This window comes from Nitrospirota bacterium (genome assembly GCA_016235245.1).
Lineage (GTDB): Bacteria > Nitrospirota > Thermodesulfovibrionia > Thermodesulfovibrionales > UBA6898 > UBA6898.
This window is the reverse complement of the sequence record JACRLO010000023.1, coordinates 19,143-42,216: the sequence shown is the minus strand read 5'-3', so window position 1 is coordinate 42,216 and position 23,074 is coordinate 19,143. Positions and strand designations below refer to the sequence as shown.

Annotated in this window: 17 protein-coding genes and 1 pseudogene; 10 read left to right on the top strand and 8 right to left on the bottom strand. The window is 52.0% G+C overall.

The window, feature by feature from the left end; all coding sequences use genetic code 11:
* The first annotated feature begins 155 nt into the window (after nucleotides 1–155).
* From HZB31_11395 to HZB31_11365, 7 genes are all read left to right on the top strand, one after another.
* Nucleotides 156–1,199 carry an NAD-binding protein gene (locus HZB31_11395; protein ID MBI5848529.1) on the top strand — a complete coding sequence of 348 codons (1,044 nt, stop codon included), beginning with the start codon at nucleotides 156–158 and terminating at the stop codon, nucleotides 1,197–1,199.
* A 73-nt stretch (nucleotides 1,200–1,272) separates the two neighbouring features.
* Nucleotides 1,273–2,157 (top strand): TIGR03619 family F420-dependent LLM class oxidoreductase, encoded by an 885-nt coding sequence (locus HZB31_11390; GenBank protein MBI5848528.1) that lies wholly within the window; start codon nucleotides 1,273–1,275, stop codon nucleotides 2,155–2,157.
* A 57-nt stretch (nucleotides 2,158–2,214) separates the two neighbouring features.
* Nucleotides 2,215–3,621 (top strand): dihydropyrimidinase, encoded by a 1,407-nt coding sequence (gene hydA / locus HZB31_11385; GenBank protein ID MBI5848527.1) that lies wholly within the window; start codon nucleotides 2,215–2,217, stop codon nucleotides 3,619–3,621.
* 90 nt (nucleotides 3,622–3,711) lie between these two features.
* The gene (locus HZB31_11380; protein MBI5848526.1) at nucleotides 3,712–4,920 is read left to right on the top strand and encodes a hypothetical protein; all 1,209 of its coding nucleotides are present in this window, start codon (nucleotides 3,712–3,714) and stop codon (nucleotides 4,918–4,920) included.
* A 160-nt stretch (nucleotides 4,921–5,080) separates the two neighbouring features.
* Complete coding sequence (locus HZB31_11375; GenBank protein MBI5848525.1) at nucleotides 5,081–5,509, top strand: NUDIX domain-containing protein; 429 nt, start codon at nucleotides 5,081–5,083, stop codon at nucleotides 5,507–5,509.
* A 394-nt stretch (nucleotides 5,510–5,903) separates the two neighbouring features.
* Nucleotides 5,904–8,594: a cytochrome c3 family protein gene (locus HZB31_11370; protein ID MBI5848524.1), complete on the top strand. Its 2,691-nt coding sequence runs from the start codon at nucleotides 5,904–5,906 to the stop codon at nucleotides 8,592–8,594.
* Nucleotides 8,595–8,718: 124 nt separating this feature from the next.
* Nucleotides 8,719–10,860: a bifunctional (p)ppGpp synthetase/guanosine-3',5'-bis(diphosphate) 3'-pyrophosphohydrolase gene (locus tag HZB31_11365; GenBank protein ID MBI5848523.1), complete on the top strand. Its 2,142-nt coding sequence runs from the start codon at nucleotides 8,719–8,721 to the stop codon at nucleotides 10,858–10,860.
* A 42-nt stretch (nucleotides 10,861–10,902) separates the two neighbouring features.
* Here HZB31_11365 and HZB31_11360 read toward each other — a convergent pair whose 3' ends face one another.
* From HZB31_11360 to HZB31_11325, 8 genes and pseudogenes are all read right to left on the bottom strand, one after another.
* Complete coding sequence (locus tag HZB31_11360) at nucleotides 10,903–11,139, bottom strand: hypothetical protein (GenBank protein ID MBI5848522.1); 237 nt, start codon at nucleotides 11,137–11,139, stop codon at nucleotides 10,903–10,905.
* A gap of 111 nt (nucleotides 11,140–11,250) precedes the next feature.
* Nucleotides 11,251–11,469, bottom strand: a complete 219-nt coding sequence (locus tag HZB31_11355; protein MBI5848521.1) for a hypothetical protein — start codon at nucleotides 11,467–11,469, stop codon at nucleotides 11,251–11,253.
* A gap of 89 nt (nucleotides 11,470–11,558) precedes the next feature.
* A complete protein-coding gene (locus HZB31_11350) occupies nucleotides 11,559–12,461 on the bottom strand; it encodes a diguanylate cyclase (protein ID MBI5848520.1) in 903 nt (300 codons plus the stop codon).
* Nucleotides 12,462–12,673: 212 nt separating this feature from the next.
* Entirely contained in the window at nucleotides 12,674–15,349 is a 2,676-nt protein-coding gene (cphA, locus tag HZB31_11345) for a cyanophycin synthetase (GenBank protein ID MBI5848519.1), read from the bottom strand.
* Entirely contained in the window at nucleotides 15,346–16,242 is an 897-nt protein-coding gene (locus tag HZB31_11340) for a cyanophycinase (GenBank protein MBI5848518.1), read from the bottom strand. Before HZB31_11340 ends, cphA begins: the two co-directional genes overlap by 4 nt.
* On the bottom strand, nucleotides 16,217–17,029 hold the full coding sequence (locus HZB31_11335; protein MBI5848517.1) for a cyanophycinase: 813 nt from the start codon (nucleotides 17,027–17,029) through the stop codon (nucleotides 16,217–16,219). The genes HZB31_11340 and HZB31_11335 overlap by 26 nt, the downstream gene beginning before the upstream one ends.
* A gap of 459 nt (nucleotides 17,030–17,488) precedes the next feature.
* Nucleotides 17,489–17,968 (bottom strand): annotated as a pseudogene (locus HZB31_11330) (ATP-binding protein).
* Nucleotides 17,969–18,109: 141 nt separating this feature from the next.
* The gene (locus HZB31_11325) at nucleotides 18,110–18,355 is read right to left on the bottom strand and encodes a helix-turn-helix domain-containing protein (protein MBI5848516.1); all 246 of its coding nucleotides are present in this window, start codon (nucleotides 18,353–18,355) and stop codon (nucleotides 18,110–18,112) included.
* A gap of 146 nt (nucleotides 18,356–18,501) precedes the next feature.
* Between HZB31_11325 and HZB31_11320 the strand changes: the two genes are divergently transcribed.
* The 3 genes from HZB31_11320 to HZB31_11310 all read left to right on the top strand — a co-directional run bounded on the left by HZB31_11320 (nucleotide 18,502) and on the right by HZB31_11310 (nucleotide 22,630).
* Nucleotides 18,502–20,280, top strand: a complete 1,779-nt coding sequence (locus HZB31_11320; protein ID MBI5848515.1) for a transposase — start codon at nucleotides 18,502–18,504, stop codon at nucleotides 20,278–20,280.
* A 128-nt stretch (nucleotides 20,281–20,408) separates the two neighbouring features.
* On the top strand, nucleotides 20,409–20,708 hold the full coding sequence (locus HZB31_11315) for a hypothetical protein (protein MBI5848514.1): 300 nt from the start codon (nucleotides 20,409–20,411) through the stop codon (nucleotides 20,706–20,708).
* A gap of 122 nt (nucleotides 20,709–20,830) precedes the next feature.
* Nucleotides 20,831–22,630 carry a transposase gene (locus HZB31_11310; GenBank protein ID MBI5848513.1) on the top strand — a complete coding sequence of 600 codons (1,800 nt, stop codon included), beginning with the start codon at nucleotides 20,831–20,833 and terminating at the stop codon, nucleotides 22,628–22,630.
* Nucleotides 22,631–23,074 lie beyond the last annotated feature (444 nt).

Here is a 23,074-nt window from a genome sequence, read left to right as displayed (position 1 = left end):
TCTGGCCGATAGTAACGCTTGGGAACTTCGGAATTGTCTTTGGCTCGTCTCATCCACACACCTTTGCGTCGTAGGGTTCTTGAGAACCCATTATACCGCATCAGAGGCGTGTAGGTGGAATTTTGCGGTTACTGTTTTAAAGATAATGCAATAAAATGAAAAACAAGATTCGTTCACTTTTCCGGCGTTGGCGCGCAGCGTGGCGCGATACGTCATTATTGCTGCGCGATTTTCGCACGCCGTTGGCGCTCTTTTTGCTGCTCATCGTCGGCGGCGGTCTGCTTCATTTTTATGCGGCGGAACAAGCGGGCGAGCAACTGGGCAGTCCTATCGAAGCCATCTATCTCGCGTTGACGATGGTTTTCTTGCAGACCAACGGCGACTTTCCCAGCACTTGGTATCTACAAATTTTCTATTTTGCGATGCCGCTTTTGGGTATCGTCATTATCGCTCAAGGATTGACAGAATTCGCCTTGGTATTTTTCAATCGCCGGTCGCGCAGCAAGGAGTGGCAAATGGCAGTCGCATCGACTTTTGGTAATCATATCGTGCTGATTGGTTTGGGGCATCTGGGTCATCGCGTCGTGCGGCAACTGCGCGAGATGAATCAAGAAGTGGTCGTGGTCGATCTGCATCCGCGCGATGATCTCATCGTCGACTTGCAAAAATTGGATGTGCCGATCTTGGCGGGCGATGCCACGCGCGAAGCCATGCTCGATGCAGCCGGCATTAAACGCGCACAAGTCTTGGTACTCTGCACGCAGAACGATAACTTGAACATGCAAATCGCGGTCAAGGCGCGCAGTCTCAATCCCGATATTCGCGTCGTGATGAGAATCTTTGACGACGATTTTGCGCAAGCGCTCGAAAAACAATTCGGCTTTAGCGCGCTGAGTGCGACGAGCATGGCAGCGCCTGCATTCGCCGCAACCGCAGCGGGCATGGACATTTCCAACCCGATCACGGTCGATGGCGAATCGTTGAGTCTGGCGCGCTTGGACGTTACGCCGAAATCAAAATTGGTCGGCATGTCCGTCGGCGATGCGGAACAGCACTATAATATTAGCGTTGTGCAATTGGTCCACGATAGCCAGCGCGATATGCATCCAGCAGCCGACATCCAATTGTGCGAGGGAGACACGCTCGCCATTCTCGGCGGACCGAAGGAAATCAATCATTTGGTTCAGGAGAATCGTTGACTCGTTGGATCGTTGGATCGTTACATCGTTCAACGATGCAACGAACGAACCAACGAATTAACTTGGAGGCAGAATGATATTCGGTGCAGGTTTGCCAAATTACGGCAAGGGCAAAACGTTTGACGATATTCGGCGCGTGGCGCAAGCCGCAGAACAACTGGGTTACGATTCCGTGTGGACGACCGATCACGTCATCGTGCCGCAAGAAAATATCGAGCCATACGGACATATCATGGAATCGATTGTGACGCTGGCAATGGTCGCGCCCATCACCCAGCGCATCAAACTCGGCACGTCGATCTTGGTGCTGCCCCAGCGCAATCCAATCCTCGCCGCAAAACAAATCGCCACGATTGATGTCGCGTCGGGCGGACGCATGATCGTTGGGCTGGGCGTTGGCTGGAACGAAACGGAATACAAAAACCTGGGAGCAAATTTCAAAAATCGCGGCAAGCGACTCGACGAGGACATTACGCTTTTGCGCACGCTCTGGTCGAATGAGGACGCGACGTTTCACGGCAAGTACACCAACCTCGATCACGCCGTGTTTGCGCCGCTTCCGCCCAAGAAAAATATTCCGATTTGGATCGGCGGCAACGAAGAGCCAGCTTTTCGCCGCGCGGCACGGTTTGGCGATGCATGGCACGCGACCGGCGCAATGCCTGAGGTTGTTGCGAAAGCCGTCACGCGCATCGCAGAACTCAATCCGTCGAAGCGCTTGACCATCTCCGCGCGCCTCAACATCGACCTGAATCCAGCAACGCCGCCTACGTACGAATATCGCGGTGCGCCGCGTCGCCGCTTGAGTGGAACGGATGACGATATTCGGCAAACATTACGCCAATACGCGCAAGCCGGATTGGAACACGCCGCGCTGTGGTTTCCGATGAACGATGTGTCGATTGGACTGGCGCAAATGGAACGATTCATGAAAGACATTGCGCCGGAATTCGGGTAATATTATGGTTGTCATTCTTCGCTCCGCTCAGAATGACAATTCCCAGTAGGATTCTAAATGAGCACTACACTAATTCGCGGCGGGCGCGTCATCACCGCGACGGATGATTATATCGCGGATGTATTGATCGACGGCGACAAGATCGAATTGATCGGACGAGACTTGCCGCTGCAAGCCGATTCCGTCATCGACGCGACTGGGCAATATGTGATTCCCGGCGGCGTGGATTGTCACACTCACATGGAACTCAACGTCGGCGCTGCCGTCTCTTCCGATGATTTTGAAACCGGCACGATTGCAGCGGCGCATGGCGGCACAACCACCATCATCGATTTTGCAACGCAGCAACGCGGCGGCACGATGCATGCTGCGCTTGATGAATGGCTTGCGAAATCAGAACCCAAAGCCGTGATCGATTTTGGCTTGCACATGATCGTGTCGTACTTGCCCGATAACCTCTTGACCGAGATGGACGCGCTCGTGCGCGAAGGCGTTACGTCATTCAAGCTATTCACGGCGTACCCAGATCGATTACAGCTTGACGATGGCACAATTTTCAAAGCGATGCAGCGCACCGGCGAAAACGGCGGATTCATCATGATGCACGCCGAGAACGGCAGCGTGATCGATTATCTCGTGCAGAAATTTATTGCGGACGGCAAAACGACGCCGAATTATCATTTGCTTTCGCGCCCGCATCAAGCCGAAGCCGATGCGACCCAGCGCGTGATTTTGCTCGCCGAACTCGCCGGTGTGCCGGTGTACATCGTTCACGTCTCATCGCATCGCGCCATGGAAGCGATTCGCGCGGCACGGGATCGCGGGTTGCCCGCATATGGCGAAACGTGCCCGCAATATCTCGCGCTCGCGTACGAACAATATGCCGACGGCAGCTTCGACGGCGCGCGCTTTGTGTGCTCACCGCCGATTCGCGAACGCGCCAACCAAGAACCGTTGTGGCGCGCGCTCGCCGCCGACGATTTGCAAGCCGTCGCAACCGATCATTGCCCATTTTGTATGCACGAAGGTTACAAAGGCTTGCCCAAGCAAAAGGAACTCGGCATCGGAAATTTTGCCAAGATTCCAAACGGCGTCCCAGGTGTCGAGAATCGACTGCACGTCGTTTATCAAGGCGGCGTGATCGAACGCGGCTGGAGCATGAATCGATTTGTGCAAGTCACTAGCACCGCGCCAGCCAAAATTTTCGGATTGTTCCCGCGCAAAGGAACGATTGCCGTCGGCAGCGATGCAGACGTGGTGTTGTGGAATCCCCATCGGCCGTACACGATCAGCGCGGCGACGCATTACATGCACGTCGATTACAATCCGTACGAAGGCATGACGGTTGCTGGCTCGCCGTCGCTGGTGATAGCGCGTGGGCGAAAAATTTTTGAGGACGATCAATTCCTCGGCAAGCGCGGGCAAGGCGAATATTTAAAGCGCGGAACGTATGCGTTGCCATAATTGCGGAAATTACTCGACGCTTGTATAATTGGTTCCGATGATTCAAATTTTGGATTCAGCAATTGATTTCGCCTCACACTGAGATAGGGAATGCCTTCAACCGTTTTTTCAAATGATGTCTGGGATTACCTCAGCGATATGCCATATCTGCCCTCGCGTCGCGACCGCGACGAGTTGCGCGACCAGGCAATGAAAAATCCCAAACTCGAAAAACGCCTCCAGATTTGGGATTACTTTTTCCACATCCGGTCTGCCGACGTGGGTAAACCCCAAAAGCAAGCAATCGATTCTGTAACGCGCGAGAAGGACAAGCAAATAACCGCCCTTCGGACGAAGATGGGACAGCAGATCAGAGTTCTCGGCATCGCAGCCGGAGTTCTCGCTGCTGCCGCCGCCCTTACTTATCGATTCGGTTTCGAACAAATCGCATTCGGTGTAATCGCACTTGTACTTCTGGATCTATTAGGAATCTATGTCGTCTGGCAACAGACCAATAGCAAGATTTCCAAAGCTATCCGAAACTCGAATGAGCAAGTCGCAATGCTGCAAAAGCAGATCGTTTATTTGCAGCGCCAAGTCCCCGAACCCACAACGGTCGAGCAGATGCGGCAATGGCTCGAAGAAGACATCGATTGGCTCACCAAGCACGCGCTCGCACAGACGGGGTTGGAAAACAAACGTGTGATGTTGGACGATCAGACGCCCAATCCGATATGCATCATTGGACCCGGTTATCTCCAACGCAATAAAGCAATTCCCGAATTACTGCTTGACCCGCGCGAAGTGGATCGCAACAAACATCTCGCCGCATCCAGGTTGGACTTTATCAGCAACGATCGCTTTGTCGATTTGTACGGCGTCTACTACGTCGAGTTCATCATCGTCGCGGAAGAAGTGTTGGGCAATTATGGCTGCTTTTGGGATTTTATCAGCGGCCGAATTTACAACGAACATACCGCCGAACTGTATTACAACGATGTGGTTGCACTGTCTACGCGCCAGCAATTTCGCAAAGTCGATTTGAGTTTTTTCAAAATGGTGTTGGAGAACGCGCCGACATTCAGTCTCGTTTTGTCGAGCGGCGACAGCATTCAAGTGACCTACGCGAGCAGCGAGTACATCAGAAATTGGCATCGCATGTTGACCATGTCGCCCAATGGCGAATTTGCATTCGATTTGAAAAACTGGGTGGGCAATCCCGAGGTCGTCGCCGAAAAAGCGGTTAAGGCGTTGCGCAAGCAATTGCGCAGGCGCAAGGGTTCCGGCGTGGAAGGCGAAGCCAGAGCTGAGGTCGGCTAAAGCAAGCAGAACAAAAACTCCTCGCGGAGAATATTTGCTGTTCGATATTTGGGCAATTTGCACCTGTTGTTAGTTGCGCCTGTGCGCGTCTGACAGCAGGTGTTGATTATTAGCGAGCATGGATCGTTGCAATTCTAGAATCTAAAACACATGAGGCATTATGCGTAGTCAGTTTCCTGTCGCCATTCATTTGTTTTTCTTCCGTGACGATCACATTTTGTTGTTGCGCCGTTTCAATACCGGTTGGGAAGATGGAAACTATAGCGTGCCTGCCGGACATGTCGAGATTGGCGAGACGGTCACTCAAGCAGCCATTCGAGAAGCGCGCGAAGAAGTCGGTGTCGATTTGAAGCGACAAGAGCTTCAAGTCGTCCATGTCATGAATCGCAAATCCGAAGAAGAACGAATCGATTTTTTTCTTGTCGTGAAAAGTTGGACAGGCGAAATCGTCAATAACGAACCGAACAAATGCGATGATTTGCAATGGCATCCTTTGAGCGCTTTGCCAGGCAATTTGATTCCGTATGTTCGCAAAGGGTGGGAAAACTATCGAGACCGGATTCCTTTCAGCGAGTTTGGTTGGGGATGATAGCGGCAATCTGGGGGATGGGTAATTTTAGAGAAACGTGACCCGGTCAAATCTCTATAGTCTCTAAATTACTTGGATTTTAGAGGGAAGTTGCAGATTTTTGTGTTTAGCCGATCCCAAGTCTATCACCCACCAAATAGTGACATTTGTACTCTAAATTGATACTTTAGATACTCGAATTTGTGTTATGATTCGATTGTAACTTTATGGCGATACTGAGGATGGTATCGTAAAACAACTCGCCGAAGGTGGCGAATGCCTTCGTGCGCGCATCGGCGCGTGTGCGGAGGCATTTTTATTTTCCGAAAACCGGAGAAAGCGAGGTGGGTATCGAATAAAAATTGACCGTTGTCCTCTAGCTTTATTCAACATTTCTCCAACGAAGGAGTATGGTATGCTACGAAAAGCAATCTGCATGCTGATGCTGGCTGCGGTGGTGCTGGGAATCGCGCTGGTCGCCGGATGCACGGCTGCACCCGTTACAACTACAACCGGACCTGCAGGTCCAGCCGGTCCTGTCGGTTCGCAAGGTCCGCAGGGACCTCAGGGGGCACAAGGTCCTGCCGGTCCTGCCGGTCCTCAAGCAAAAGCGGCACCGCTTGCACCAGGCACTGACACGGGAATGGATGTCAGCGCGGCGCTGTCCAAGCCCGCAAACGGCACTCATTACGTCGCGGGCGAAAAACCCGCACTGACGGTGACGCTCAAGGACAAGTTTGGCGGCTCGCTCACCAAAGACGATTTCGCAACACTTAACCTCTATGCGTATGGACCGCAAGAAACGAGCAAGACGGTTACCGTTTCAAAACTGCTCAACGCCAACACCGATCGTTCAAAAACTCCACACCACTACATCGACCTCCTCAAAGACACCAACATTCAAATCGACGGCAACAATTTGAAATATACGTTCCAAGCCGTTAGCAATGAAGCACCGGGGACGTATACCGTTTCGATCTGGGCGGTCAAAAAAGGCGACCCGCCCGTCAATCAAGCGTTTACCCTAGTCGATTTTCAACTCGGCACAGCCACCGCCGAAAAACAAATTGTCGATAAAGATAAATGCGCGGCATGTCACTTGGGCACATCGAATGGTCAGTTCTACCTGCATCACGTCGATCCGGGTCGAACGCCGTATGGCAGTCCATCGATTGATTCTGTTCCTGTGCGCACCTGTAAAGCTTGTCATAACAACGATGGCTATGCCGCTTATACCGTCGATGGCAAACCGGTGCCCGATCCTATCGTCGTGCGGGCACATGGCGTGCACAAGGGCGAAGAACTCAAGAATCCCATCAACACCGATCCCAAGACCGGCGTTTTCAGAAATTACACTGGTGTTGTTTTCCCCGCCAACATAAAGAACTGCAACACATGCCACGTCGATGATCGCTGGAAGACGGCGGTTTCACGCGAATTATGCAACACATGCCATGACAATGTCTGGTTCGGCGACACGGCGAGTATGCCCAAGACCAGTGTCGCGCACAAAGGCGGACCGCAAGCGAATGACTCCACTTGCGCAGGCTGTCACCCACCGGACACGGGCGGAGCCATGTCGGTTGCTAACGCGCACAAGGTCACTCCCTCCGCCTCATTGACCGGCGCTACCCTGAACAAGATCGACTTTAGCTTGACGCCTCCCAAGAATGGCAAATTCTACACCGAGGGCGACAAGCCGATGCTCACCATCGTCATCCGCGACGATAACGGCAAACCCATCGATCACACCAAGATCGATGAGACATCCTTCTCGACCGCCAGCTTTTTCGTTTACGGTCCGCGTGCCCTTCCTGTGCCGGTGCTGACCAATGTCGCCAAAAACGCCGACAGCAAAGCACGTGCTTCGGCTTCGAGCAGTATCGCAGCGGCGGGTACGCCGACCAAAGGCTGGACCTTCGCCGAGGGTGATACGTTCAAGATTGCCGTCAATGGTGGACCCGTGCAGGTGCTTGCTGCACCTGCTGGGTTGCAAACGCCTGACCAAGTTCGTGACTGGCTCAAGGCGAACCTCAAAGGCGAAGTCACCATCACCTCCAACAACACGGCGGGCAGCGTCACTATCGCGAGCACTGTCCTCGGCGCGCCCACTTCGCGCTTTGAAATTTACAACAGCCCGGTCACAACCAAGATGGGATGGAAGCCCGGTCCTTTACCGCTCGCCAAGGGTGGCATGACGGCTGGCACTACCATGGAGCCATACGTGGTCATGGCGAACGCGTCTATCCCAGCCAATGACTTGCGACCCCGCAGTGATCCGTTGAACTTTACCGATCCGCTGGTCATTCGTAGTGCGGACAAAGTTACCTACCAACTCGATGACGTCAAGGGATTGAAACCTGGAACCTACATGATCTACTCCTACGTGATCCCGAATGGCGTCGTGGCAGGCACGCTAGACAAACCTGGACCCGCAGGCGCGCCTAATGCTGCGGCGAAAGCGTTGAACGTTAGCCGTACAGCCATTGGTTTCCTGACCTTCCAAGTTGGTACGGAAACGCCAGAAAAGAAAGTGGCGTCTGGCTGCGCGAGCTGCCATGCCGATACCATCTGGCATCTCGATGAGGGACCGATTCATCCTCAACCGTTCGATGCCGACTATTGCGTAGCGTGTCATGACTACCAGCGATGGTCTGGCACTGGCGATCTCTTCCCCCGAACAGGTGGTAACTCGACGAGCGGCTGGGCCGGCTTTGGTGCTAAACCGACTTCTGCTCGTGTGCACAACATTCACTTTGGAAGATACCTCGAGCATCCGGAGTACGGCTATGCTGGCAATCCCAATGCCTTCGCCGAGATCATCTTCCCGCAGGATGTACGCAACTGCGAAAAATGCCATACCAAAGAAACCAGTGGGACATGGAAGACGAATGCGAGCCGCTTGGCGTGTTCATCCTGCCATGATAATGACAAAGCGATTTCGCATATGGATATGATGGTCAAGAACCCCAATCCCGCCGACCCGTACGATAGTCGGCGAGTAGAGACCTGTTCGATATGTCATGGCGCGGGCAAGGAATTCTCGCCGGACAAGGTCCACAACCTCTCCAGTCCATACAAACCGCCGTACGCACGCGAACCATAAAATCACAGCCAATGTGGCATAGCTCTTAGGCGACTTGCGCGACAGACTTTTCGTCCGTCGCGCAAGTTTTTTCGACTATTGCCAAAACCCCATCGTTTGAGTAAAATCATCGCAAGGAATTGCGATGGATATTCAAGAACTGCTCGCCAAAATCAAATCCTACAACCCCAACGCGAACTTTGAGCGCATTCAGCGCGCCTATGATCTGGCGTATCGTGCACACGAAGGCATTATGCGCTCGACGGGCGATCCCTACATCTCCCACTGCGTCGAGACTGCGAATATCCTTGCCGACCTCTGCCTCGACGAAGATACGATCGTTGCCGCGCTCCTCCACGATGTCCCCGAAGATACCGACGTTCCCCTCGAAAAAATCCAAAAAGAATTTGGCGTCCAAGTCGCAACGCTTGTCGATGGTGTCACCAAGCTGTCCGGTCTGCGCTTTGGCATGGAGCAAACGCAAGCGGAATCGCTCCGCAAAATGTTCATGGCGATGGCGGAAGAGATTCGCGTCGTGCTCATCAAGCTCGCCGACCGCTTGCACAATATGCGCACGCTCTACGCACGCCCGCCGGACAAACAAAAAAAGATCGCGCGCGAGACGATGGAGATTTACGCGCCGCTCGCGAATCGCTTGGGCATGTACAACATCCGCCGCGAGTTGGAAGACTTGGCGTTACGGTACCTCGAACCCGACAAGTACGACTATATCGAAACGTTGTTGGCGGACGATAAAGACGATCAGCAAGCATACATTCAACAAGCGATCACCATCCTCACCGAACGCCTCGCGCAAGAAGGCATTACGCCGCGCGAAATCAGCGGACGCCCCAAACACATTTACAGTATCTACAACAAAATGATCCGCAAAGGTCGCGACTTTGATCAGATTTACGACATTCGCGCGATTCGCGTCATTGTCGATTCGATTCGCGATTGCTACGTCGTACTAGGCACGGTGCATTCTGTGTGGACGCCTATCCCCGGCGAATTCGACGATTACATCGCCAAGCCGAAAGAGAATTTGTATCAATCGCTCCACACGGCAGTGATTGGCCCCGCGGGCAAACCGGTCGAAATTCAGATTCGCACAGTCGAGATGCACGAGATTGCTGAGTTTGGTATCGCAGCGCACTGGCGCTATAAAGAACCTGGGGCGAAACACGATCCGGTGCTCGAAACAAAAATCAATTGGCTGCGGCAGTTGATGGAATGGCGCAAAGACATTGCCGATGCGCGCGTTTTTGTCGATTCGCTCAAGACGGATATTTTCCAAGACCAAGTGTACGTCTTTACGCCGAAAGGCGCGATTATCGAAATGGCCGCCGGTGCCACGCCCATCGATTTTGCGTACCATGTGCATACTGAAGTTGGCAATCGTTGCCGTGGGGCCAAGGTCAACGGTAAAATCGTTCCGCTCGATTATCGACTCAAGACCGGCGAGCGCGTTGAAATTCTCACGGCGAAAAAAGGCGGACCCAGCCGCGATTGGTTGAATCCTGGGTTGAATCTCGTTCGCACCGCGCGCGCCAAAGAAAAGATTCGCTATTTCTTCAAACATCAAGAACGGACGCAAGCCATCGCCGAGGGGCGCACCTTGCTTGAAAAAGAGTTGCATCGACTCGGTATGGACCCGCGCAACTTTGAAGAACTGGCCAAGCTTTTTAATTACAAAAATGCCGACGACTTGTTCGAAGCCATCGGACACGAAGACCTCAGCATTCAGACGCTCGGCATCAAGTTATTGGAAAGCGAAGGCACGAAACCGGAAGAACAAGCGCCGGTTGCGCCAACACCTAAATCGCCTGAAGCCGCTGCCACCGTCGAAGGCATGGGCAACTTACTCGTGCGCGTCGCCAATTGCTGCAACCCACTCCCCGGCGATCATGTCGTTGGCTTTATTACGCGCGGGCGCGGCGTCACCATCCATCGGCGCGACTGCCGCAATATGCTCAACGTGGACGACGGCGAACGCGAACGCTTGATCGCCATCGATTGGAGCCAGACGGACCAAAAAGCGTACCCCGTGTTCGTCCAGGTCAAAGCATTTGATCGCGCCGGACTCGTCCACGATATTTCCGGCATCGTCACTGCCGAACACGTCAACATGATTTCGGCGAATGCGCAAGGCGGTCGCAAAGATCACATCGCCATCATCACGGCGACGCTAGAAATCGCGAGCGCAGACCAACTCACGCGCATCTTGAACAAGATCGACCGGTTGCCGAATGTCATCGAAGCGCGGCGCGTTACGAGTAGAAATTAAGAGCACCCGGGTTTCGTGAAGAAACCCGGGTGCTCATCTCGTTCAGTCGCGCGTGAAAATCTCCAGCAGTTTTAGAAATCCCCAGATCAAACCCACCATCAGCCAAAATCCCAAAAAGAAAAGCAGGGCGGTAAAGAGCCCTGGGATTCCCCAGAACAGCGCAATCAAACCGCCGCCGACGGCTAGCCCAACCAAGACTCCGCCGAAAATAAGTTCGCGTTCTACCTGACCTTGGTACTTGCGTGAGTTGAAAGAGTTTTCGGATTTTTTTGTCATCATTTAAAACAAGACCCCAAAGGTTTCTTTGTTAACCAGTACCTTTGTTAGCCAATGCAACTCTCGTCACCAGTAGATTGACCAGACAAAGAAACCTTAAGGGTCTTACCTGCTTTACTCGTACTCTCCCACCTGATCTTCAGTGAGAATGCCAATGCCTTGTTCTTTCAAATGCCGAAGCATTGTTTGAACCGACTTGTCTTCTTTTTGCAAGATACCGGTAAAATCCTCGATCCCGTTCGCCGCCATCTCGATCGCGAGTTCGCCGAGATAGCAATCCAGGACTTTGTGAAGCAATTCCGCCTCATCGTGAGTCAACTCTAATTTGATCATTGTTTGTTCTCCTTTCGAACCGAATGATCGATTTAGCTGCCTCACTTCCTCGCTTTAATTATACTCCGAAATGTTCCAGCGGTAAATTCTCAAATCGACGGCGAAGTGAACACACAGACACAATTCCGCCCCTTGCCTTTGGCTTGATACAGCGCCTCGTCGGCTTGTTTCAACAAGCTATCGATCAGAAATGGCGGCAGGTTATTTTGCGTCGATGTGATTCCCAGACTTGCGCTCAACGTGATCTTCGTTTGGTCGTTGACCGGGAGCTGAATCGAAGCCAACAGCGCGCGCAAACGTTCGGCGACGACCACGGCTTGATCCAAATTGGTGTTGGGCAAGACCATCAAGAATTCCTCGCCACCCCAGCGCCCCACCGAGTCGTACGCACGTTTGTTTGTGCGCAATATTTCAGCAACCCGCTGCAACACTTGATCGCCCATCGGATGTCCGTATTGATCGTTGACCAACTTAAAATGATCGAGATCGACCAAAATCAAGCTAAGCGGGCTTGCTTCCCGCGTCGCCTGGCTCACCGCAGCTTGCAGTGTTTCGTAGAGCGCGCGGCGATTGAACAACCCGGTCAACAGGTCTTGGCGCGCCATCGCCGCCAATCGCGCTTCGAGATCAAGAATCCGCTGCGCGATTCCCAAACGCGCCACCAATTCGGCGGGATCAAACGGCTTGGTCACATAATCATCCGCGCCGGCGTTAAGCCCCGCCACCACTTGGTCTTTGGTATCTTGCGAGGTTAAGAGAATGATATACGTATAAGAGGCCCAATTTGCCGCGCGAATCCGCCGAATCAATTCTGGACCGGTGAGTGTGGGCATCATCCAATCGGTAATGACCAAACGAATATGTTCTTTCTGAAGCAACTCCCAAGCGACTTGGCCATTAATTGCTTCGACCACTTCATGCCCAGCGCTTTTTAAAACCATGCGCAGAATTCTTAGCTGAACGTCGGAATCATCGACCGCGAGTATCTTCATTCGCTCTTGTGCCTTTCGAGGTATCACAAATTTTTCCGCAACGTCGCGGATAAAATAAGATGCAGCTAGTGTACCATACTGAGCGCAAGCCGTCAAAATTGATCAACGTGCGCTGCTCATTCATTGGAGATAAAGAGACCTTCCAGAGTTCGTAATCTTCTGGAAGGTCTGGCTCTATTTTCCATCACAGGCGGAGCATCCCATTTTCTCGGTCACAGCGCGTCGCCCACCATTTCAAGCTTCGGCGCGAATGCCAGCGCATACTCCTTGGCATCGTCGACCGGCACTGCGCCGAAATGTTCTAACACGCGCTGCGCTTTTTCAAAACTATCGTAAAACATGACGACCAGTTCACCCGCTTGCATCTCTTGCAACGCTTGCGCGAACGATTGCTCTTCATCCAAAACGACCGTGCAATCACATTTGGGATTTTCGTTTTGAATCGCTTGCTGCAACAGTCTCGCGATTTCACCGGGTTGGCGACCGCGCAAATCATGATCCTCGCGCACAATGATTCGATCAAAGCCACGCGCTGCTGCTTGCCCCGCTTGCTCCAACACCCGGTCCGCCCGGTCGCCGGGGACCGTTATCACTCCGGTCACCCGTCGTTTCTGTTGTTCGGCTGCCATTTGCGCGATGGCTTGAAATGCGTGCGCGTTGTGTCCATAATCGAGCAGCACATAGCCGCTTGCAACGCGATACAAATTGGCACGCCCTTCGTTGTGCGTCAATCCCAGGAATTTTACAATGCCACTCGCGACGCGTTCGCGCGAAACGCCCAAGGCGCGACAAGCTGCCACAGCCGCAATTGCATTCATAATATTAAAGTGCGCCTGCCCGCCCAGCGTGACAGGAATTTGGGCCACTTGCACTATTCGATATTCGGCATAGCTGTGCGCTTCGACAATCCAGCCTCTTTGTTCAAAGAAAACAGTCTTGTCTTGCAGACGATGACGCTCGAGGTACGGATTGTCGGATGATTGCGCCAGGTAAACGATCTGTCGTTTGATTTTTTGCACGCGAGGTGCATCGACAATCGACCTCACATTTTCGTCATCGGCGTTTAGAATGAGCGTCCCATGTTCCTTGACGCGTTCTGCCACCAGGGATTTGATATAAATTAAATCGTCGATACTCTCGATGCCATCTTGTCCGATATGATCGGCTTGAATATTGGTGATGACGCCTACATCCGACCAATCGTATCCCAAGCCCGAACGCGCAATGCCGCCGCGCGCAGTTTCCAATACGGCAATTTCGACGAGCGGATCGCAAAGCACAATCTGCGCCGAACGCGGACCGGTATCGTCACCGTGCGTGACCATTTCGCAATTGATCGACACGCCATGGGTTGAAGTCATGCCTACGACATGCCCTGCTTCACTCAAGATATGTCCGATCATGCGCGTGACCGTCGTCTTGCCGTTCGTGCCCGTAATCGACACAATGGGAATGCGTGTAGGTTTTCCGCGTGGAAATAACAAGTTGATAATTGCATCACCGACGGGACGGGATTGACCCTCACTTGGAAAAACGTGCATCCGCAACCCCGGCGACGCGTTGAGTTCCAAAATGCCATTATGCGATTCAAGCAGTTGCGAGATATCGTCGGCGACCAAGTCCACCCCGCAAAGATCGAGCCCCATGATGCGCGCTGCTCGTTCGCAAATTTTAATCGTCTCCGGATGCACCCGGTCGGTCACATCGATGGCGGTGCCACCCGTCGAAAGATTGGCGCTTTCGCGCAAAATCACTTGCTCGTCTTTTGCCGGAATCTGCTCAGGCGTCATACCATATTTCGTCAGTCGCTCCATCACGATCTTGTCCAACACAATGCGCGTGAGCGGTTTCGTATGCTCTTCGCCGCGACGTGGGTCTTGGTTGACCATGTCCACCAACTCGGCAATCGTATGCACGCCATCGCCGACCACCATCGTGGGCAGTCGCTCGCTCGCGGCAATCATTTTACCATTCACCACCAAGACGCGATAATTTTTTCCGCGATACAATTCCTCGATCAACACATTAGGCGCAAGTTCATGCGCGAATTTGAACGCGCGTCGAATCTCTTCTTCGCTATTCAGATTGAGCGAGACACCTTGCCCTTGCGAACCATTGAGCGGCTTGACCACGACCGGTTCGCCAAGCCGCTGCCACGCTGCGACCGCCTCCTCTTCATTCTTGACTGTCTCTCCCCGTGGAACCGGAATAAAGGCGCGCTCCAGCAATGCCTTGGTCAGTTGTTTGTCGCTCACCACTTCAACCGCTACTGCCGACGTCGTATCTGCCATCGCCGCCTCGATTAATTTGCGATGCTTGCCATAGCCAAGTTGCACGAGACTTCCTTGGTTCAAACGCAACCACGGAATCCCTCGGCGCTGCGCGGCCTTGACGATTTCGCGCGTGCTGGGTCCCAGTTCGGTGTCGTCGACCAGGCGGCGCACGGCACGCAATCGTTCTTCAAGTGGAAACGATTCACCTTTGATTAACGCTTCGACTAACGCGACGGAGATTTCCAATAAAGAACGCATCCCCGCTTCATTGGGACACTCGACGATCACATTGTATGCGGTTGATTCACCCGCATAACGCGTCTTGCCAAAGCCGACGGGAATTCCGACTGCGCCCGATAATTCCAACGCGACATGTTCGACAATATGTCCGCAATACGTCCCCTCACGCATCCGCATGACGAATCCACCGGGTTGTCCTTCGGAGCATCGATGTTCCCGCAAGCCCGGTGACTGCGCGAGCAACCGATCCGTAAAACTGGGAAGCTGTGCGCTCGACGTGTTCACCAGATCGTCCAAATAAAGTTTCATCACCAGCACCGGATCGTAACTATAGATATTGGGACCCGGAATACTTTTGAATCCACCGATTCTCATTTCGTCCTCTGATTCTTGCTTTTCGACTTTTTACTGTGGTCACGTTTCTGGGTTGATTTTTTCCGTTCTTCTTTTTGTTTTTCTGCCTCACGCTTCATCAGAGGTTGATGCGCTTCCAAATCAAAGCCATGCCCCGCTGGCAGAATATGCATTTTGACATCATACAACGCCAAACTCTCGCCTTCTTTCGCGTCCGGCACGTTCGTATATTTTGCCGAACCAACGTCAATCACGGTTACCGCGCCCTCACCTAGGACGCGGAATTGATGGTCTTCGAGCAAGATCGCCGTATTTTCATCGATGCCAATGCCTAAATCGTGCGGATGCTGAGCGACCGCCGAAATCAGGCGACCATGACGCCCGCGCTGTGAAAAATGCGTATCGATAATTGCGCCCATGATAAATTCTTCGCCCGGCGCGATTTGCACATCGCTCAAGCGAGGATTGGCATCGCTTTCACCGTCGATAATAATCGCATGAGACATCATCGCCGCACCTGCGCTAGTTCCCCCCAAGATCATGCCTTCTTCATATCGTTTGTGCAGTAAGCGATCGATTTCTGTACCGCCGAGCAAACCCGTGACATCCAAGGCATCGCCGCCGGTAAAGAATACGCCGGTCGCCTTCTCAATTGCCAGCACCGATTTTTTGGTGTGGGTATCTTCCCGCGTGCTAATATCGACCACGGTTATATCCTTTACACCAAAATTTCTAAATACGCGTGCATATTCTTTACCCAGTTCTTTTGCATTTTTAGCGGCGATGGTCATGACGACCAAGCTGGCTTTGCCTTTTGCCAGACGCACGAATTCTTTCAAGATCTCGCACTTGGCTCCTTTATCTTCATGTCCACCGATGGCAAGCAGTCTACCGCGCGGAGCTTCGAGTTTCATTTGATTGCCTCCAATCGACAATTGGCTTGCGACTTTTTAGATCGTATCCCATATTCTCGGTCAACACGTGAACGGTTAGACCGCACAAAGCCAAAATCCCATCGTCACTCGCTTCCGGCCGACTCACATGCGTGATGCGCTTACCGTCGATCACCGTCACTCCGCCAGAACCAATCACCTGAAACATTCCATTTTGGACGATGATCGCCGTGTCTTCGTCGATGCCGATGCCTAATTCAAAAGGATACTGCGCCACCGCCGCCAACAATCGCCGAAAGCGCCATCGTTGTTGAAAGTGCTGATCGATGATCGCGCCCGGCAAAAATTCCATGCCCGATCCCAGTTCGACGTTGTCCATGCGCAGCGAACCATATCCCAGCCCGCCGACAATCATGATCGACGACATGATGGCTGCGCCCGCACTGGTTCCGCCCACGACGAGACCCTCGCGGTGGCGCGTAATGAGCAATCGATCCAGCGCCGTGCCGCCGATCAATTGCGAAATGCGCACTTGATCGCCGCCGGTAAAAAAAACGCCGGTGGCTTTATGAATCGTTTCCAAAGCGCGCGGCGCGACCACATCTTCGCGCGTCGCGAGATCTAATAAAGTCGCCTGCTTGGTTCCAAGTTCTTTGATGATTTGAACATACGTCGAACCGACGACGGTGGGCGTGGCGGATGCAACGGCAATGATAACAATGCGCGCGTCGCGTCCACCTGCCAATTCGACAAAGGCGCGCAGGACTCGCCGCTCACCAGAGCGGTCTTCCGCTCCGCCGATAATCATGAGTGAGCCGCGCGCTTTGGCCAACTGTCGAACTAGACGCGATACGCTTCGCTTGGATACGCGTTTAGGCACAATGATATCATTCCATCAACAATCCAATTTCGGTCCTTAACCTGAACAATCGTCCCAATATTAAAATTTCGCACGATCCAGTTGGCACTCATTCTACGCTTAGGTTCCTTGACGACATATAGGGTGTGAAACGAGGTTTGTGTAATAAATTAGCAAGTTCAGTTGTCAGAAAAATACTACAATGCAAACCGAACGGAGGGAATATGGGCAAATATCGCATCTGCTTTGAGATATTACCGGTTGCGACGACATCGGCAACCGCTACCATTCGGAAACAAGAATCCGTTTTTGGAACGGACGGTGATTAGGCAAACGGAAATAAATAAAGCGCGAAAAGTTTTACCTTCCCACGCTTTCAAAATAATCCCATCCCTCATCACTAGCGATTCAGTTCTGCTTCCTGGGTCGATACTGAATCGCTTCGGCGAGATGCGGCGTCTCGATGTGGTCACAGCCCGCCAAGTCCGCAATCGTGCGCGCCAATTTCAAAATGCGATGGTATGCGCGCGCACTCATTTGCATTTGCTGCATCGCCGCGCGCAACAAATTTTTCCCCGCGTCGTCGACCACGCAATATTTGCGAACTTCACCTGGTCCCATATCGCCATTGCATTGCAAGCCCGTCCCACCAAAGCGTTTGTGCTGACGTTCGCGCGCCACTTCCACTCGCGCGCGGATCTTTTCCGACGTTTCGCCCAGTCGGTCGCCAGACAATTTTTCGTAATCGACGCGCGGCACTTCGATGTGAATATCGATGCGATCTAGGAGCGGACCGCTAAGACGTTTTTGGTAGCGCATCACATTGGTCAACGAGCAGGTGCATTCTTTGACCGGATCACCATAATAGCCACATGGACAGGGATACACACAATGTGCGATTCAAGATACGATGTAGCCTCGAGGGAGGAATAGTGCTACATGCGAACGTCTGGACTGCAACAAGTCTGTCCTACAAGAGCACTCAATTGCATAAATTGAGCTGAGTTCCTGCGATGTCAGACAACTTGACTAGCGCGAGCTAGACTTGCCTCGGCTTGTCTTTCGATTCCGTTTCTGTTTCTTGGGAGTATGGACAACCACCGGTTGGAGCAAAGCTTCTACGTCTTGGCGCTTGAGTCTATATCCTGCAACACCTTGGATTGTGTACGCAGGAAGAGTGCCCTCGCGGATAAGTTTCTTAAGGGTGTTGCGTGCAACTCCGAGGATTTTGCACGCCTCAACGACTGAAATCCAATCTGACCCGGCTTGGTTCATTGCACCATCTCTGCGCTACTGGCGAGTATGCGAACGAGCACATTATAGCCCAGTTGCGCTTTTGAGCAAAAACATCTTACGAGTGCCCAGGTTCGCCTTGAAAGTGATTCAAACAACCTCTGATATAATGCTCTCCGGAGGTCACAATGCCCAAACCCCAAAGTATGTCAAATGCCGAAGAAAACCATTCGCCCGAATTCAAACTAAGAGCAGTGCTGGAATACGTTCGCAGTCCCAAAAGGAAAAACCAAATTTGTCAGGAATATAGAATCGGCGAAGAGTTACTTGTACAATGGCATCAAGAGTTCCTTGCCGGAGCAAGCCAGATTTTCTCGGGTTCTATGAATTCTCCTGCGCAATCCCAATCGGCAAGTCAAGAGATTGGCGCAACCGATTCTCTAAAAGTCGATTCCAGGGTTTCACCCACTGAGCTATCTTGGGGCATTCGACTCAATAAGGGTACGTATGGCTCGTTTCACCCTCCGTCTTGTTCAACCAAACCACCGTCTTGGCTTCCTAAATCTTATCAGGAGGAGTGGATCAATGAGCGCGGCGTCCTGATTTGGGATGAACACATGCGGAAGCTCGAAGATCTTTCTGCTGGTGAAGCGCTAAGGTTATTGGCGAAATTGCGCAAGAACGATGAGTGGCGAAAAGAAGGTATCACCATTACAAGACTCGTCACGCTCCTCGACGTGTCGGAAGATCCGAAGCAAAAACGATCCGGCAAGAAAGAAAAGGCAGAGGCTGATCTAGCCCTTCAACAGAAACAGCCCAAGCCGGAACTGGTCGAGGAAGAACGATTCCGCCTGAAAGTGGAGGTCGGCGATGAGGTATTCGCTTTCTTGGAGAAACACGAAGCTCTTCTGAGGGAAATGGCGGAGGAAGACGACAAACATCGACGAAAGGTCTTAGGTCAGGTTTATACAATGATCCTGGGTTGGGTACAGACAGATGAAGAGAACAAGATTGATCTGGCGAAACGGACATTGCCGTGGTTGCGTCGCGCTGAATCACACACCTGGGTCTGCGATATGCCTCCGAATCGCGGAACGGTCGTTCTCGACAAATCGAATTTGTGTTGGTCCAGTTTTATTGAGCGTCCCAATCGTTTCAAGCACGATAGTCCGTTCTTTCCAGATTTGGAAGAAGCGCTGCGGTGGACCGAACAAGAACTATTGACGATCCAGAACGAGGGGACCGAAGCCACTGAAAAACAAACGTTGGCAAAGACTGAGATGGTGACGGTGTCTAACAAATCCAGGATTGATCTCACACCTTACCGCATCGATCCTGGTGTGCTTGAGCCGGAGCAGGTTACGTATCGGGTGTTGATCGACTTGACGCATCAGCCGGAACACTTCAAGACGATGGAGATGTCATTTGGCAAGCTCTGGCGATACGATGAAGAATTTCCTGGTCCGATGCGGGTCGCTGGTGAATTGGGAATCAGTGACATTGTCGCAACGATTGAGCAACCGGCAGGTCCGAATTACGGGTACAATCTCATTCATTCGACCGCAATCTACTACCAAGCACAAATCGCCACGACGCAAGCACAACATCTGTGGGATGCAAGTGGAATTCAACGTCTATACAAAGAGGGTAAGATCACGCAGGCACGTTATGGAATTGAGGAAGTTGAAACTCAATACTGCACATGGTTAGGAGGATTGGAAGACCCTGAACAACCCTGGCGGTCACCGCGAACCAGAGAGCAACACATGGCAGATTGGGCACTGGAACAAACTCTGGCCTATGCGCTAGATGTGGATGGATTCAGGGAACGACTGCACCTATCGCCTAATCTCATTACCGATGACAAGATACTGGATATTTTACACCATAGGCGTGCGCAATCTAAACACATTCCTGTGGCGGCGCGAACGGAAAGCGAGCAATGGATCAAACGGCATTCAGAATAGGGTTGACCCTTGCAGCGAGCAGTAGGTTCCCAGATTGAGTGACTTTACTTTTGGAAAAGAGTCAAAAATCCAAAGATGTTGCATGTGACAAAATTTGTCGGTCCATGTTTGTGTGGTAGAATTCTGTTATGGACGAAAATACTCAGACAAACCCAGACTCCAATTCTTCGATCCAATTCTCCATTCCAAATGGGTTTCACTTGGAAACACCTTACAACCGCATAATCGAAAACGGACTTGCTATGGTCAAGGTGATTGAAGGCCTGCTTGTCTTGAAAGATTATTCTGGGTCTTGGCGCGAAACCCTCCTGATCAATCTCACTCTCAGCCTGTACCAACACCGGTTGAGGCAAGTGATCAAGATATTGCCAGCTGAGATCGGGGATGAAATACTGCTAGCGGGAAAGAAAGAGGAGCTTGGTCTCTAGGACCTGGGAATAAAAAACGGCGGGGCTTGCGGCTCCGCCATTTGTTTACGCCTGCATTATATGTTTTTTCTTTCTGGTGTCAAATTTCTACATGCCAAGTGGGGCGGTGACCGGAGGTTAGGATGCCCAAGCGAAAAGCGAAACCACAGGTAACGGTAGAATACTCGCCCGAGTTCAAGTTGCGGGTCGTGCTTCAATATTTGCAAGACCCGCAACAAGCCAAGCAGATTTGTGTTGAGAATCAAATCGGAGAAGAGCTACTGACCTTTTGGCATCAGGAGTTTATTGCGCGCGCCAATCAGATTTTTGGTTTTTCTTCGCCAGCGCAGGTAGCGAGTGCAGTAAATAGTTCAAATGGCGGACCAAGATACACAGGACAAGTCGAGAAGGTCGTCCCTTCCTGGGGCCTACGGATCAACTATGAAAAGTACGGCTCATACAAGTCTGCCTCCAGTTCCAATGAACCACCGGCGTGGCTGGGTCCAGTGGAGCGTGAAAAGTGGAAGTCCAAGCGTGGGGTTGTCATCTGGGATAATCCCCCTCAAAAGCTTGAAGTCATTTCGGCGAAACAAGCGTTGGAACTGGTAGAGACATTTGGCAAAACAACGGAGTGGCGAACCGAAGGAATCCCCATCATTCAACGCATACCATCTTCACCCATGCCGGCAGCGCCCGAACTAAAGCGTCCAGCAAAGAAATCCAATGCGAAAGCAAAAGAGGAGAAGGTAGTATCAGATCGCCCGCATGCTGAAGTTGAACGCATGCGACTGAGTCCGCAAGCAGCACCAGAGTTTCTGGCTTTCTTAGCCGAACATGAATCGATATTGCAACAAATGGCGGAAGAGGACGCCAAGGAGCAGGAGCAATTCTGGAAGACACTCATCCATTTACTCTTGTCCGGCGCACGCGAAGGTTCCGCCAAAGATATTGATCTCTCTACCCGACCGTTGTCTTGGGTGCGAGACGATTCGTCTGAAACCTGGGTCTGCGATTTGCCTCCTAACCGTGGTACCGTGGTCGCGGAGTCAAATGGGTGGTTTTGGCAGAGTTGCATTGAAGAGCCCAATGAATTCAAGCGCTACAGTCCGTACTTTATCCGGTTGGGAGAAGTCCTGGCATGGACGGAACAAGAGCTGATGGCGATCCAGAAAAAGAACGAAGATGCCAAACAAAAGATTGAATTGTCGAAGGACGAAACGGCAATCAGACCCAGGATGGACCTAACGCCGTATCGTATTGATCCGAGCGCGCTAGAACCTGCGCGAATTACATATCGCGCCGTCATTGAATTAGAACACGCACCGGACAGCTTCAAGACCTGGGAGATGTCTTTTGGAAAATTGTATCGCTACGACGAAAAGTTCCCATCGGTTGCAGGGATTACTGGTCGCCTGCAGTTAGACCCAAAACAAATTGAGGTCGAGAAGCGCTTTGGAATTTCAGATGGTGGATATCTGATTTATTCAACCACTACCCAGGACGATGAAAAGACTGCCAAGCAACTAACGCGCCAGCTTTGGGATCACAGCGGGATTCACCAACTATACAAAGTCGGAAAGGTGATGCGAGCGCGATATGGGATCGAAGAAGTTGAAACTGGCTACATCACGTGGCTAGGAGAACTAGAGGATCTAGAGCATCCTTGGAAGAAGGCAGGCAGTCGCGTGGAGCATATGACGAATTGGGCAATGCTCGAAACCCTCGCATATGCGTTGGATGTCAATGGATTTCGTGAGCGATTTGGGATACAGGTAGACTCCATGAGTGACGATGATCTTTTGGCTGTCCTGCATGAGAGACGCGCACGATCGATCTGTGTTCCTGCAAACGTGCGAGGGGAAAGTGAGCAGTGGCTTGGAGATCACGACCATGAGACAATGCGCGGAAAGAAAAAACTAAAAGCTCCGAAAGAAATGGAGTAAAGCAATTCCACTCAAAAAAGATGACGGAAACCCAGGTGGAGGTTCATGTGGCGATTGTGGCGGCAGATCACTAGAAGTTGTAACAAAACCAAGCCGTCTGACAACAACTTTCATTCGTAACAACTTCCAGTGCATAAACACGAGCGTGCTTACGGCATTAGCGCGATTTTTGTCTTCATCAGGAACGCTTTCTCCAGCAAGAGTCTAGGTGAGCGCGAATTGGCGTTATGGCAACAGAGGCACAGCAAAAAATGTACGGCAGGGACAACTCCTGCCGTATGTGCAATATTCTTGATTGCCACAGTGATGTGTTGAATTTTCTGACATCTCATTGAAAACATCGGAATTCTAAACACCTGAAGACGCTGGGGAATCTGGATTCGTCTCCAAGAACAACAAAAAATGCTCGCTGACAAAGAAGGGATTGGCTGCCCTACAAGGACT